We start from the raw sequence: 14262 nt of genomic DNA, 5'->3' as shown, positions 1-14262 counted from the left end.
GTAAGCGGACAATCGCCGCCATGAGAGGGTTCTCGTGTGGAGCTGTTGATCGGTGCCGTCTGCCTCGTCAGCGCCGCGGCCTGCCTGATCCTCGCCGCGGTCCTCGACGCGCCGCTGCTCGCCGTCGCCGGCGTCGGGTTCCTGGCGATCGTCGCCGCGTCGCACTACGTCGGCGTGAGCGACCCGATCACGGGCGGGCTCGTCGTGATCTGGTTCGCCGTGAGCGTCGTCTTCGGCGTGATCAACGCCCGGTCCGACGAGCGCGGCACGCCGTTGGAGTTCGCGCGGTCGGTCGCCCGCGACCACGGCCACGATCCCGACCAGATCGCGTGCGGCCCCGAGTCCGACGGCGAGACGCAATGCTCCGGCGACGGCGAGGTGATGATCATCACCCGCTCGGGCAACGGCTACAGCGCCGAGGGCGCGTACTTCAGCCGGACGATGCCCTGACGCCGTCGGGTCGGGCGAGCTCGGCGGCCCTCCCCCAGAACGACAAAACCCCCGATTGGATCGGGGGCTTTGGGAGTACCGCTACGGGGATTCGAATGGTGTCCCGAGCCCGATGCGAACGGCGATTTCGCTTACCGGTCGCCCTCGTGAACCGCTCCCAACCGCTGCTAACCGCCGGGATAGGACATGCATTGTCGCGCCGTTGTCGCGCGCCGCCTGTCTCAGCCTGACGCTGCGGATCGCGATCTGGGCCCGGCTATCACGATCAGTCTGAGGGTCCCGGCGAGTCCCCGTCGTCGGTCTCGGTCGGCGGCTGGTCCGGCGGGCTCAGGAAGTTACCGACCAACTCCCACATCGTTGGCTCGCCCGGCGCATTCGGCTGCGGCACGACCGCACCTCGCTTCGCCAGATCGAAGACGGCCTCCCTCGCGTGCCACAACATCCCTCCGGGCACGTCCATGGCCTTCGGCCCATACGCCTTCGTCACGATCACCGTCGCCGCTAAGCCAACGATCACGACGTACTGCGCCAAGTCAACGGTCGGGAACATCGCCTCAAGCTCAGAGTCATCGGAGTCGAGCACCGGTCCCTGGCCGAGACCTGGTTTGGGGTGGACGAGCTGATGCCGAAGCTTGAACAGCTTGGTGAGAGTCTTGACGACCAGGTCGCCGTCTGAGAACAGCGGCTCACCCGCGAACTCGGCGGCGATCGCGGTGTACTTCTTGACGGTGCTCGCGCTGTCGGCTTCCTTCAGCTTGCGCTTGCTGGGGGCCACGGCGGCCAGGTACTCGTTGATGTACGCCTCAGCCGCGAGAGCGGAGAACAGCGCGCTCGTCCGCGCCTGCGCGAACCGTTCCGCTGCCGCCATCCTTTGCATGACCGCCCAGCCGAAGCCTTCCTTGGGCACGTCCGGGCGCCAGGGTCGGTACAGGTGCGCTGGATCGCACGCGGCATGTAGGGCTTCGGCTGCTTGTCGCAGGTAGTCGCTGGCCAGGTTGCGCGGCCGGCCGAGCGGGTCAAGCTGGTCATCCATAAGCAACGATCACTAGGAGGTGCCGCGACTTCGAACGCGCAGCACGGCGTGGATCGTGGCCAGGTAGACGTAGAACAACCAGCGATGCCAGACCGCGTGGTCGTAGTTGCGCTTCTGCTGCGGGTCGTTATGGCGCAGCGCGAACTTGTTGGCGATCTTGAACAGATCGCTCTCGTCGGAAGTCAGCATCGTGGCGTTCACGTCCGCCCTGAGCGCCTCCAGGACCCCGGCGAGCTCGACCACTGCCGTACGCCGATCGTCGTCCTTGGCGTCGCGGTTGACGAACGCCCGCTTGGCGGACTCGATCCGCGCGGTGATCGCGTCGTGGTCGGTGCCGGATGGGACCTCTGCCTCCATGAGCGGTCGGAACTCGTCGGGCGTCGCCTGGATCACCTCTCCCGAACTCGACAGCTCATACGGCGGATCGCAGAGCTTCAACACGTCGTCGATCTCTTCGCGGTACTCCGCCCGACCGGCGGCCTGGTCGAAGACGCTGTAGTGCGTCCCGCAGTTGGCGAACGAGTGCACGCGGCCATGGACCGGGAGGGAGACAAGATCGAACAGGGCCTCGACCATGTCGAACAACGCGTCGCGCGTGTACGGCTCGTCGAAGATGTTGCTGGCGTCTCGGTACGGCCACATACTCTCGCGCCCAATGGACCGGATGAAGTACGCCTCCGGATCAGACCCGACCCGGCCGGGGACGACTCCGTCGTCGACGCAGCGATATCCGAACGCCTCCTGGAAGTAGTCGCGACTGAGGAAGCCGTCCCAGACGTTGAAGATGACCTTCCGTAGCGCGTCGTCGCTGAGCTGCCCCGCGCAGGGACCGCGTCCATGGCGCTCGGAGTAGTAGGGCCGTCTCGGTTGGCTCGGCACAGGACGAGCCTAATCGCGCCACCGGTCCGGAGATCGTCTGGAAGCGATGATGCCGCGCGGTTTCAGGCCGCGCGCTGGAGAAACGCGTCGAGGAGGTCCGCTGCTTCCTCTTCGTTCCCCGGCATGAGGTGGCCGTACAGGTCGAACGTCACCGTGATGCTCGAGTGGCCCATGTAGGTCTGGAGCGCCTTGGCGTTGACGCCGGCGGCGATCATCAGCGAGGCGTAGGTGTGGCGTGCCTCGTGGAGGGTGATCGGGTTGAGACGTGCGAGATCAGGCGCCGCCTCGTTGAATCGCGCCCAGGCTGCGAGCGCGCGGGCCCTCACGGTCGACGGATAGAACGATTCGTCGGCGGTCATGCCGAATGCCAGGTCGTCACCGCGACGGCCGGAGTCCGCGAGGTGCTCACGCAGCGGCGCCCGTAGGACGGCGGCGATCGGCACGCGCCGGCGTGCCGCGTCGGACTTGCCGCCGTCCTGCTCGCCTTCGTCGTCGTCCCAGGTTCGCTCGACGCGCACGACGCCGGCGGCCAGATCGATGTCCGAGACGCGCAGGGCGCGGAGTTCGCCGCGACGGAGGCCAGCGTACATGGCCGTCGCGAACAGTGCGCGCTCGGGGAGGTCGAGTGCGGCCAGCAGCGCGGCCGCCTCGGCCGGCGAGGCGATGCGCTCGCGTCGGCGCCGCGCGGTGGGCAGCTCGAGATCGGACGCCGGGTTGGTCGGGATCTCCTCGCGCTGCGCGAGTCGGCGGAAGATGGCCTGGGCCGGGTTGATCGTCTTGACGACGGTCGCCGGATCCATGCCCTCCGCGAGCAGCTCGTCGACGAACCGTTGAAGGTCACGGCGGCGGACTTCGCTCACTCGCAGATGGCCGAGCGCCGGCTTGACGCGGAGCCGCAGGCAGCGCTCGTAGCCCCGCACGGTGCTGGGCTTGTAGCTCTTGCCGCTCCGTGACCGGACGGCGCCACTGCCGGCGCCAGCGATGAACTCGTCGGCGGCCTGCTCGAACGTCTTCGGGGACGGGTCGGTGTCGAGCTGGCCACGTTCGATCGCGGTGATTGCGTCTCGACGCCACTGCTTGGCACCGCTGAGAGTGCGGAACGTCTTGCGGACGCGCTTGCGCGTTCGGTTGTCCCAGACGTTCGCCTGGTAGGTCGGCGTGCAATTGCACCGGGCGCCGAGCCATGACCGGCACTGCTTGGAGTGGCGGATCGCCACGCCCTCGGCGGGCGTAGCCTTCCGGCTGCTCATGGAGATTCTCCTCCGTGGGCCACGCCCCCGGCTGTTGACGCAGCGCGGGGGCACCTTTGTTGATTGATCGGAAGTCTACGGGCGCCTTCCGACAGGACCGAGTTCACAGGGGGTGCTCTGCGGCGCGCGACGCCCACCGCTCCAGTTCCGGAACCGGCACGAGCCTCAGCTTGCCCCTGCGGATGATCCGCAGCTCGGGTTGGACGTGACGCTCGAACGAGTCCAGCGACATGCCGAGCGCGGCTGCCGCTTCGTCTCGAGTCAAGGCCACTCGCGGAACCGGCGCGACAAGTCGGACACGGCGGCCGTCGATGTTCGCTGGGTCCGTTCGGCTGTCCTCGAAGGCGGCCATATCGCACGGACGGCCCGGACGCGGAATCACCCGCTGCGATTGGACGGATGGCCGAAACGCTGGTGGCCTCATCGCTCTGGCACGGAGGCAGGGGCGCGGTCCCGGGTCGGCGCGCGGTTGAGCTCAGCCCGCGAGCGATCGAGCTGGCGCGCGGCCACCGCGTGCGCGCGCAACGCGGCTGGATCCTTGGGTCTCGGCCCTAGGCCGTCGACGGTCTTTGGGACCGCAGCTCCATGGGATTGGCGGTAGCCCTCGATGGTTCGGGCCCCGCGGTCCCAGGCGCGTTGGCTGGCGAGGTCGTTGACGGGACGCGGCCCGAGTTCGCCGGTGACGTGCGAGGGCGGGTCGATGACGACCATGCGCACGGCCTCCTGGCGGCGGACCGCCTGGCGCCGGGTCAGTTCGCCTTCGACGGCGACCAGGCGGGCGGCGTCGAAGGCGTGGTCCGCGAGCCATTTGTCGCGGTCGCCGTGGCTCTTGACCGCGTCGGCGTGCTCCAGCTGGAGCTGCTCCAAACGCCGTTGCCATGTCGCGATCGCATGCTGTTGCCCGTCACGCGCCGCCCGCAGGGTCGGCCGATCGCGGCGACGGGCGTCGCCGATGCGTCTCTCGGTGGCCGCCAGCTGGTCGGCGGCGGCTGTCATCTGCTCGCGGGCCTCTGCGATCGCCTTGTCGAGACGGTCGGCCTCGTGTGATCCAGGCGCGGTGGCCAGCAGCTCGCGCAGTCGCGCGGCACCGCTGTAGAGGTGCTCGTCTGGTGTCAGATGTAGTTCGCCTTGGGCGGCAGCGTCGACGGCCAGGTCCTGGGCGCGCGTTGCTCCTAGCGCACGGATCAGGTTCCGGAGCGGGTCGCTCGGCGCGATCTCGTCTGGCCCCGGATCGGGCACGGTGACGTAGAAGCGCGTTTCGACGCGGTGGCGGCTGGCCGCGACGTAGCCCCACTCCTGGTAGACGTCTTCGCTGGCCAGGACGTAGCTGCGCTGGACCGTGCCGCCCTGGATGCCGTTGGCGGTGATCGCGTAGCCGTGGTCCAGGTTCGGGGTGCGGTCGCGCCACCCGCTGACGTAGTCGGCTGGCAGGAGCGCGTGGTCGCCGCCGTCGAGACGGATGGCCAGGGAGTGATCCTGGTGGATGGCGATGATCGTGCCACGACTGCCGTTGACCACGCCCAGGCGCGGCGCGTTGGTGCGGGTGACGATCCGATCGCCGACGGCGAACGCGCGCTCATCGATGCGCAGCTCGTGGCTGGCCAGCCGTCCGGCGGCGCGCATCTCGACGCGGGCGAGCTCGTTGAGCTCGCGGACCTCGCTGCGCCGCAGGGCGATCATCGCGACGTTCTCGATGCCCTCGGCCTGGGCGCCGTCCCACCAGTCGGCGACGAGCGCTTGGCGGGTCTGCTGCACGTCCGGGGCGACCGCGATGCGTCCGCGACGGCGCAGCGACCGGACCAACTCGTCAGGCCGGCCGGATCGCTGCGCGTCGAGGACGCGGCGGTCCTCGGCGTTCTGCTGGCGACGGTTCTCGTGGAGCTCGATCGCGTCGAGCCGTCGGGCGAGTCCGCGGAAGCCGCCGCCGGCGTCGATCTCCGGCAGCTGTTTGTCGTCGCCGACCAGGACGAGCTTGGCGTCCGCCTGGCGGGCGTGATCCCCCAGCGTGGCCAGGGTGCGGGTGCCGACCATGCCGGCCTCGTCGACGATCAGGACAGAACCGCGTGGGAGACCGCCGTCGCGGTCGATGTCGATCAACACGCGCGCGACCGTCGTCGCCCGCACACCGGAGTCGCGCAGCTCCTTGGTCGCGTAAGAGCCCAGTGCCGTTCCCTGCACCAGCACGCCGGAGCGTTCCCAGGCCTCGCGGGCGGCGTCCAGCGCCGTCGTCTTGCCCGCACCCGCCTTGGCCAGAACCACCTGCACGCCGTCGCCGGAGGTGGTGAGCGCGCGGACCATCGCGCGCTGCTCGTCGGCCAGGTAGCCGCGCGCGGCGATCGCAGCCTCCACAGTCTCCGTCTGGGCGAGTCCGACGCTCTCGCCGACCCGATCGGCGGCGCCGTCGATCAGCCGTCGCTCGGTCTCCAGCATGCCCGGCGTCGTGTACCGGTCCTCGACATCGCAGACCCGCGTGCCTGCGCCCGTGCGGATGACCTGGCCGCGCCCGACCGGTGCGTGCTCGCCGTCGACGCGAATGACGAGGTCAGAGGCCAGCCATCGATCGGTCAGCTCCTCGATCCGGCTGACACTCGCGCCCGCCGGATGCAGCTCCGCCCAGGCCTGCAGCACCTCGCGGCGCGTGAACGTCGAAGCCTGCGCCGTCAGGCCGGCCTCTCCCGCCATGAACGCCGCCGCGTCCTGCACCTGCTCATCGAAGAACAGGACCGGAGTGCGACCGAGAACGTCGGCCAGGATCTGCGGCTCGAGGCCATGCTCGACGGCGCGCGCCTGCCAGCGCTCGTAGATCGTCGACTCCTGCACGCCGTAGTCCTTCGCCCGCCGAGTCGCCAATGCCGCGACCTGAGCTGCCTGCGCGCTCGTCGCTCCCTGTAGGGCCATCGCCTCGACGATCTCCGCACGGCGCTGGCTGAAGTGCGCGATCACCTCGCCCGGAATCCCCTGGATCTCCGCAGCACCGTTGATCACCCCACCCCACTCCACGGCCAACTCGCCGACAAGCTGCTCACGTAACGCCGCCTGATAGAGGTAGCCCGCGGTCTTGGCGTGGGTAAAGAGCGGCGCCGCATGCAGCGCCGTCCAACGACCATCCGCGCCTTGGGCCAAGTTCGCCGCGACGACGTGCGTGTGCAGCTGCGGATCCCCGGCCCGCGACGTCCGATGCCGATACTCCGCGGCGACGAGGCCGCCCGCGTGCTCCTTCACCACCCCGGCCTTCCCGCGCCGGACCTGCACCGCCTGCCGCTCCAGATAGCCCAGCGCGTCACGCACCGCCCGCTCATGCGCTTGCACGACACCTGCGCGCACCTTCTCGTCGCCCACGGCGAAGAGCACCGACACCGACTTCGGCGCCGAGAACGTCAGATCGAACCCCTGCACCGACGTCCCACCAACCGCCCGCAGCAGCTCCCCGGACACCGGGTGGCGCGCATCAACCAGCAACTCCTGCAGCTCAAGACCGCCAACGCTCCCCTCGATGCCCATCGCCCGAGCACCCTCACCGACCCACTGGCCAGCCGACTCGCCCCGCCCCGAGTAGTAGTCCTCCCGCCCCGACGCCACCGACTGCTCGTAGTACCGAGCGCTGTCAGCCCCGCCGGTCAGCTTCCCGATACTCAGCACTTCGCCTGCCGGCTTGCGTCCATAGGGACGAGACGGCGTCAGAGCAGTCGCACCCCCGCCGGGTGCAAGTGTGTGCGCGGGTTAGTCGTTGGTTGTTCGGGCTGATGGGCGCGGGCGGGTCGGGGAGCCTGCGGCGTAGGTCGTGATGGCGTCGAGGGTGCGGTGTTGGCGCCGGGTCACTGGGCGATAGATGATCGCCAGCGCTTGCGCCGTCTGTGGCGGATGCGCAGGCCGTGACAGATGGGCAGGTGGGCGTCGGCGTGGGGCCCGCGTTGAGTCAACGGCGGTCGGATCATCCGAGGCGTACGAGACCCTTGCGTCCGATGACGGTGACCAGCGTGAATGTGGCTTACCGACCGGTGCGTGTCGGATGTCTCGTCAGAGAGGGCGTCATCGATGACGTCGTCGCCGCTGCTGCACTCAACACGATGGCTTGGGGCGGGATGTTCAATCCACTCATCCCTGTCGGGTCGAACATCGAAGCCGCTTGTGCCGACGTTGAGCGGACTCGGGTCGACGCCCTTCACGCAATCGGGCCGAGCGACGAGATCACGGCAGTCGTCGAACGCAACCGACATCTTCGTTTCCCACCTGCCGGCGCCGACTCGCCGTTCACCATTCGTGGGGAACAGCTCGGCGTCGTGACAATCCCGCTGCTCGTACGGCACTATCACGATCGCTTCTTTCGTCATCCAAATGAGCCGTCCCGTTGCGTCCATCTCGCGTGGGAGGCCGACGACGTTCTAGCGACGCTGTTCACGGTCGTGTTCGGCCAGTATCCGTTGTCCTCCCCGGGGCCACGCTGTCGACGCGCGTTTATCGAAGGTCTCCGGTCCAAAGAGGTTGAACTCGTCGACGGTCCGAGTGCCGAAATCGTGGACGGAGTTACCCCGATCCTGTTTACCGCGGACTCACTCAGATCGTGGGCAACGGCGCCGGAGAGTGGCATCTACATCGGGGATGCAGAGGCCTTCTCGGACCTAGTCGCATTCTGGAATCTCCGCGCCGCGGGAGCAAACGTTGCCTTCTGGCCGCACGCCGACGGCACGAGGATGGCGGCGTACTGTCGCGACTACCTGCGTAGATCGGCACCGCGCCGGACGGACACTGGGGCACCGAGTCCGATCACGATCTGGCACTTGGACGCCGTCGAGAACCCACCCGAGCTGTCCGGGCCCCTCTCCGAGATCGTCGAAGAGATCGGGGGCGTACCAGTCTGGCATCGCATGCGTCACACGAGCGACGTCGGCGTGCCCTGGGCGCTCGTGTCGACGGACTCGCAAGGCGTCCTTGCGACGGTCGAGGCGGACCAGTACCGGACGCAACGGATGATCCTTCCACTGCCCGATAGTCCGTACGGGCGCGACCGGTCACGGCACTACTGGCACGAGCATTGGCTGGCTGTTCTCAGCACCTACTCCAGTCTCGAGCGCTCGGGGTACACCTTTGAGATCCCGCCGGTGTCGGCACTCACCGAATGGGCTTCGCGCACGATGCGCCCCGCTGGCTCAGTGCGGGTGCACGATCCAGGTCTCGCCGTCTTCGCCGACCCAGGCGACACCAGCCTGAGCCTTCGCCTGGTGTCCGAATCGGAGATCGTCGAACAGCTCCTCCAGACAGCAGACATCAAGTCCAGACTAAGCGCGGCTGGTGAGGCTTGCCGGCGCATCATCGATCAGATGGAGGGGCTCTACGGGTGCAGGCTCCTTCGGTTGCCTGGCTTGAGAAAACTCCTTTGGGCGTCCGAAGACGCCGTTCATCGGAAGGACGCGTTGCGCACCATCGAGGACAAGGGCTCCTTCAGCAAGTACAAGAACGTCGATAGCGCGGGCGGCGTCTTTCAGACGCTTCTCGATCGTGGCGTGTTCCAAGTTGGGCTCCACATGCAATGTCCGTCGTGTCATGTCACCAGTCGGTTCCTCCCGAACACACTCGATGTTGAGGTTCGGTGCCCGCGGTGCGGTTCTACCTTCCTGCTCGCTTCGCAGGTGCACGGCGCCGTATGGAAGTACCAGCCGTCCGGATTCTTCGCGACGCACCGAGAGCACGGTTCAATACCGGTGATCCTGACGATGATGCGTCTAGACGATCCGCTCGCGGACGAACGCCAGATTGTTGTCGCGAGCCATAACCTTTCGGGCCACGAGATCGACTGCGAAGTCGACCTAATCGCACTCTCGACGGACCGCGACGGGACGGTTGCGATGGCTGTCGGCGAATGCAAGGGCGGCAATGAGCAAATCCAAGCGACGGATATCGAGGACCTCGGCCGGGTCGTAGAGAAGATGCAGGGAGCCGGCATCGACTGCTATGCGCTCTTCGCTACCACGAGGCCAGCCTTCAGCGCCGATGAGTTGGCACTGTTCCACCGATATCGCGTCGGCTCGACCGACTCCGGCAATCCACGGCAACGGGATCCCATCCTGCTGACTTGGCGAGAACTCGGGACGCTCTGGCCAGGCGGCCTGGGGCATCGTCTCCCCGCGAACTTCGGCGAGCTCGCACGCCAATCATCGGCTCAGTACCTGAGCGAGAATCCCCCGGAGCTTCCGGATCTCGATGAGCTCTTGATCTGACCGCCGCGAAAGGGGGCCCGCCCAAGCGACGCCCTTGATCAGCACGGCGCGTTAAGGGACTCAGGCACCTCGGAGCTCTGAAAGCACGGTGGCACCGCGCCGATTTGGCCGATAATCATCCGCCTGCAGAAGTTCACGAGCACGCACTTGCCGTCACGCCGCGCTCGACGTCGCGAATCGGGCAGCCATCGATCGTCAGCAGCCCGACTTCAGATGCGATCGCGCAGTCGTCGGTCGCGGCCGTAGCCGGCCACGACGGCGAGGATCAGCAGCCCGAAGATGATCTGGTTCGTGGCCTGGTCGACATCGTTGCCGACCAGGATGGTGGTCAGCACCGTCAGGGTCAGCGCGCCGACGACCGTGTGGGTGTAGTCGCCGCGAGCGCCCATGATCGTCGTGCCGCCCACGATCACCGCGGTGAGGCCCTGGAACAGGTACGGGTCGCCCATCGACTGGTCAGCGCCGCTGAAGCCCGCGAGCAGGATCCCGACGAGGGTCGCTATCACCGCCGAGGCGGCGAAGACGCCGATCCACACGCGGCCCGTGTGCACGCGGGTGAGGCCGGCCGCGCGCGGGTTGGCGCCGGTGGCGTACACCTGACGCCCGGCGATCGATCGGTGCAGCACGAGCGCCATGACGACCGCGACGACCGCGGTGATGACGACGACCGGCGGGATGTCGATGCCGAAGGTCGTGGACGCCGGTGAGCTGATCTTCGTCAGGAACGTCGGCGCGGTCCCGGTGAGCGACCCCTTCGTCCAGGCGATCGCTCCGCCGGCGGCCAGCGCACCCATGCCGAGCGTGACGATCAGCGGCTGGATGCGGTTGCTGTGGCAGATCCAGCCGGTGGCGGCACCCATGACGGCGGCGATGCCGGCGGGCAGCAGGATCGCGGTGAGCGACGACCAGCCGTGAGCGCCGTGCAGCTCGCTGACGAGGATCGCGCCGAGCACTATGAAGCCAGGGATCGACAGGTCGAGCCCGCCGAGGATCATCACGAGCGTCTGACCCAGCGCAGCCAGCGCGAGCAGTGCGCCGAGCGTGAGCATGCTCTTGACGTTGAACCACTGCCCGAAGCCGTCGATCGTCGCGGCGCCGTAGATGAACACCACGAGAAGCGCGACGGTCTGCGCGAGCGGGAAGCGGCGTTGGGCGGCGGTGAGGGCGCTCATGCGGTGGCCACCTTCGGAGAGGCGTTCTGCAGCCGGGCGCCGACGACCACGCCGACGATCAGCAGTCCGCCGTAGACAACCTGGTTCCACGTCGCGGACACGCCACCTGCCGCGAGCGCCGTCTGCATCTCGTAGATGCAGACCGCGCCGAGGATGCTGCCGAGCAGCCCGCCCCGACCGCCGCCCAACGGGGTGCCGCCCAGCGCGACTGCGGCGAGCGCGACGAGCGTGTAGGAGGCGAAGGTGCCGGTCTGCGTCGAGAGGACGAGGGCAGTCAGAGCGACGCCGGCGACGGCGGCGAACAGCCCGCCGAGGGCGTAGGCCGCGACGCGGACCGCGGTGACGTTCACGCCCGCGCTGTAGGCCGTGGCGTCATTGCCGCCCACCGCGTAGAGCACGCGATGGAAGCTGGTGCGCGACAGGACGAGCCAGATTGCGACGGGGATCGCCATGAGGATCAGCGCTCCCGGGATCGGTCCGACCTGGTCGCCGAGGTCGCTGAGCCATGCCACGCCGGTAACGGTCTTGGGGCTGGGGGCGATCTTCAAGGCGACGCCGGCGAGCACGAAGAACGTGCAGAGCGTGGCGATCACCGGCTGGTAGCGCAGCACCGCGATCAGGACGCCGTTGATGGCCCCAACGGCGGCGCCCAGCGCGAGCACGATGAGGATCGCGACGACGGGCGATCCGAGTCCGGAGTGCGGCAGCAACCACGCGACGAGCACCGTGTTGACCACCACGGTGAGCGGTCCGACGGAGATGTCCAGCCCGCCGCCGCCGGAGATGATCGCGGGCGTGGAGGCCATCGCCACCAGGGCGAACGGGGCGAGCGTCGCCAGTTCCGTGGGCCAGTTGCCGGGCTTGCCGAAGGTCGGCTCGCTGATCACGTTCACGACCAGCAGCACGACCGCGAGCGCGAGGGCGAACATGTACGGTCGAGTGCGCAGTAGCTCACGCACGGGCGGCCTCCGGGTCCTGGCCGAAGAAAGCGCCGACGATCGCCTGGCGCGACAGGCCGGTGCGGGGGATCTCGCAGAACGGAGCGCCTTCGCGGAAGACGAGGACACGGTCCATCAGCTCGACGTGCTCGTCGACCTCTGTGGACAGCATCACGATGGCCATGCCGGATGCGGCCAGCTCGAGCAGGACGCGGTACAGGTCGCGCTTGGCGCCGAGATCGACGCCGCGGGTCGGGTCGTTGAGCAGCAGCACCTGTGGATCGGTGGCCAGCCAGCGAGCCACGACGACCTTCTGCTGATTGCCGCCTGACAGCGTGGTGATCAGGTCGTCGGGGCGGCCGAGCTTGATGCCCAGCGCCTGCACGAACGGCGCGAAGCGCGCCCGGGTGCGCTTGGGCTGGATCAGGCCGGCCCGCGTGTCGCGCCGGTACGTGGGCAGCGCGAAGTTTTCGAGGATCGACTTGGACTCGAACATCGACTCGGCGCGGCGCTCCCGCGGGACGTAGGCGCCGCGGTCGCCCGCGGCGGTGGCCAGCGCCCGCAGAAACGCGTCCTGCCCGTGGCCCTCCAGACCGGCGAGGCCGACCAGCTCGCCGGCGCGCACCTCGAAGTCGTCAACGCGCAGAACGACGTCGCCGGGCGTGCGTTGCATCCGCTCGCCGAGATGGTCGGTCAGCTCGTCGGCGCCGGTCATGAGTCGCACGAGCTCGGCGACCGAGGCTTCCCCGCGGGCGAGCGTGGCGATCGTCTCGCCTGAGCGCATGACGGTGATGCGGTCGCTGATCTCCTCGACCTCGTCCATGCGGTGGGAGATGAAGATCACCGCGACGCCGTCGCACGCGCGTCGGCGCAGCGTGGTGAAGAGCCGGTCGCGGGTGGCGACGTCCAGCGCCGACGTGGCCTCGTCGAGGATCAGGACGTGCGGGTCTCGCACGAGCGCGCGGGCGATCCCGCAGGCCTGACGGTCCGACAGCGACAGCCGCTCGACCGGCGCGTCGAGGTCGACCGGGCGGCCGAGCAGCTGCTCGAGGACCTCTCCGGCCCGTCGGCGCTTGTCGGCGTCGGCGTGCGGCGCGCGCACCAGGCCCTCGGTGCCCAGCCAGACGTTCTCCAGCACGGAGCGGGCCTCGACGACCAGGACCTCCTGGAAGACCGTGGCGATGCCGGCATCGATGGAACCGCGCGGCGAGGAGAAGCCGTCGATCGGCCGGCCCCCGACCTGCACGGTGCCCGCGTCGGGACGATGGACGCCCGCCAGGATCTTCATCAGGGTCGACTTGCCCGACCCGTTCTCGCCGACGATGCACAGCACCTCGCCGGCGGCGAGCTCCATCGAGGCGTTGCTCACAGCTCGCGTGGGCCCGAACGACTTGGCCACGCCGCTGACGCGCAGCGCGATGCGCGCCTCGGTCGCGGCTGTGGTCTCCTGGGCCGTCGTCATGCGCCGATCTCGACCAGCAGCTCGTCGCGGCCCGGGGCCGCGTCAGGCAGGACGCCGAGCTCGCGACGAATCTCGTACAGCAGGTCGACGCCGACCTCCGCGGCGCGGACATCAGCGGGCACGACATCGAGCAGCGCCGCTGCGCCACCCGGATCGAAGCCGGCCTGCGTCATCACGGCCAGCGCCTCGTCACGGCTCGCAGCGGCCACCCAGGCGGCCGCGTCGGCCAGCGCCGCGAGGTAGCGGCTCAAGCCGTCGTGGAGCTCGTCCAGTCGTGAGGCGCGAACGGCCACGCCGATCCCGGGGAAGTCGGGCAGTGCATCTTCCACGGTGGTCAGGCGACGGCAGCCGAGGTCGAGCGCCTGGGTGCTCCACGGGGGCCCGAGGAGGCCGGCCGCGGCCTGGCCTTGGGTGATCGCCTCGAAGCGCTGGTGGATGCCGCCTGCGGCGTGAAGCGCGTAGTCGTCGTCGCCGAGGCCGTTGTCGCGCAGGATCTTGCGCAGCGCGATCGCGAAGCCGGTGTCGACGGCGTCCACGGCCAAGGTCTGCCCGCGCAGCGACGCGAGATCAGGCAGGTCGTCGCGGGCGACCAGGTCGAGGACCGTGGTGCGCTCGACCTGCCCGACGATCCGTAGGTCGTCGCCGGCGGCGTCCCAGGCCAGGAGGTTGTCGATCGCGGTCAGGGCGACGTCGCAGTCGTCGCTCATGATGCGCTCGCGCTGTTCGGTCGAGGAGCGCGTCCGGATCGTCTCGACCTGGACGCCGTGCTCAGCGAACAGGCCGCGCTCGTCGGCGATTGCCTCGACGCCGGGCGCGACGAACTCGATGACGCGCAGGCTGGTGCTCGGAAGGTGGTTCATCAC

11 protein-coding genes are annotated in these 14262 nt (G+C 68.8%); 2 read left to right on the top strand and 9 right to left on the bottom strand.

Going from position 1 to position 14262, the window contains the following annotated elements:
• The first annotated feature begins 36 nt into the window (after positions 1–36).
• A complete protein-coding gene (locus ACZ5UI_RS03545; protein ID WP_464194277.1) occupies positions 37–450 on the top strand; it encodes a hypothetical protein in 414 nt (137 codons plus the stop codon).
• Positions 451–715: 265 nt separating this feature from the next.
• On the opposite strand, the gene ACZ5UI_RS03540 is transcribed toward ACZ5UI_RS03545, so the two are convergent.
• From ACZ5UI_RS03540 to mobF, 5 genes are all read right to left on the bottom strand, one after another.
• Positions 716–1483: a hypothetical protein gene (locus tag ACZ5UI_RS03540; RefSeq protein WP_464194275.1), complete on the bottom strand. Its 768-nt coding sequence runs from the start codon at positions 1481–1483 to the stop codon at positions 716–718.
• A 12-nt stretch (positions 1484–1495) separates the two neighbouring features.
• Complete coding sequence (locus ACZ5UI_RS03535; RefSeq protein ID WP_464194273.1) at positions 1496–2362, bottom strand: hypothetical protein; 867 nt, start codon at positions 2360–2362, stop codon at positions 1496–1498.
• Between the two features lie 62 nt (positions 2363–2424).
• Entirely contained in the window at positions 2425–3612 is a 1188-nt protein-coding gene (locus ACZ5UI_RS03530) for a tyrosine-type recombinase/integrase (protein ID WP_464194271.1), read from the bottom strand.
• Between the two features lie 103 nt (positions 3613–3715).
• On the bottom strand, positions 3716–3964 hold the full coding sequence (locus ACZ5UI_RS03525; protein ID WP_464194269.1) for a hypothetical protein: 249 nt from the start codon (positions 3962–3964) through the stop codon (positions 3716–3718).
• A gap of 68 nt (positions 3965–4032) precedes the next feature.
• The gene (mobF, locus tag ACZ5UI_RS03520) at positions 4033–7191 is read right to left on the bottom strand and encodes a MobF family relaxase (protein ID WP_464197755.1); all 3159 of its coding nucleotides are present in this window, start codon (positions 7189–7191) and stop codon (positions 4033–4035) included.
• A gap of 383 nt (positions 7192–7574) precedes the next feature.
• Here mobF and ACZ5UI_RS03515 point away from each other — a divergent pair, with 383 nt between their 5' ends.
• On the top strand, positions 7575–9827 hold the full coding sequence (locus tag ACZ5UI_RS03515; RefSeq protein ID WP_464194267.1) for a TFIIB-type zinc ribbon-containing protein: 2253 nt from the start codon (positions 7575–7577) through the stop codon (positions 9825–9827).
• Positions 9828–10036: 209 nt separating this feature from the next.
• On the opposite strand, the gene ACZ5UI_RS03510 is transcribed toward ACZ5UI_RS03515, so the two are convergent.
• The 4 genes from ACZ5UI_RS03510 to ACZ5UI_RS03495 are packed head-to-tail and all read right to left on the bottom strand — an operon-like array spanning position 10037 to position 14259.
• Entirely contained in the window at positions 10037–10999 is a 963-nt protein-coding gene (locus tag ACZ5UI_RS03510; RefSeq protein ID WP_464194265.1) for an ABC transporter permease, read from the bottom strand.
• Positions 10996–11958 (bottom strand): ABC transporter permease, encoded by a 963-nt coding sequence (locus tag ACZ5UI_RS03505; RefSeq protein WP_464194263.1) that lies wholly within the window; start codon positions 11956–11958, stop codon positions 10996–10998. Before ACZ5UI_RS03505 ends, ACZ5UI_RS03510 begins: the two co-directional genes overlap by 4 nt.
• The gene (locus tag ACZ5UI_RS03500; RefSeq protein WP_464194261.1) at positions 11951–13399 is read right to left on the bottom strand and encodes a sugar ABC transporter ATP-binding protein; all 1449 of its coding nucleotides are present in this window, start codon (positions 13397–13399) and stop codon (positions 11951–11953) included. The genes ACZ5UI_RS03505 and ACZ5UI_RS03500 overlap by 8 nt, the downstream gene beginning before the upstream one ends.
• Complete coding sequence (locus ACZ5UI_RS03495) at positions 13396–14259, bottom strand: ABC transporter substrate-binding protein (RefSeq protein WP_464194259.1); 864 nt, start codon at positions 14257–14259, stop codon at positions 13396–13398. Before ACZ5UI_RS03495 ends, ACZ5UI_RS03500 begins: the two co-directional genes overlap by 4 nt.
• Positions 14260–14262 lie beyond the last annotated feature (3 nt).

Source organism: Conexibacter sp. JCM 18997 (genome assembly GCF_055391915.1).
The sequence above is the reverse complement of the archived record's forward strand: the minus strand, read 5'-3'. Positions and strand labels throughout refer to the sequence as shown.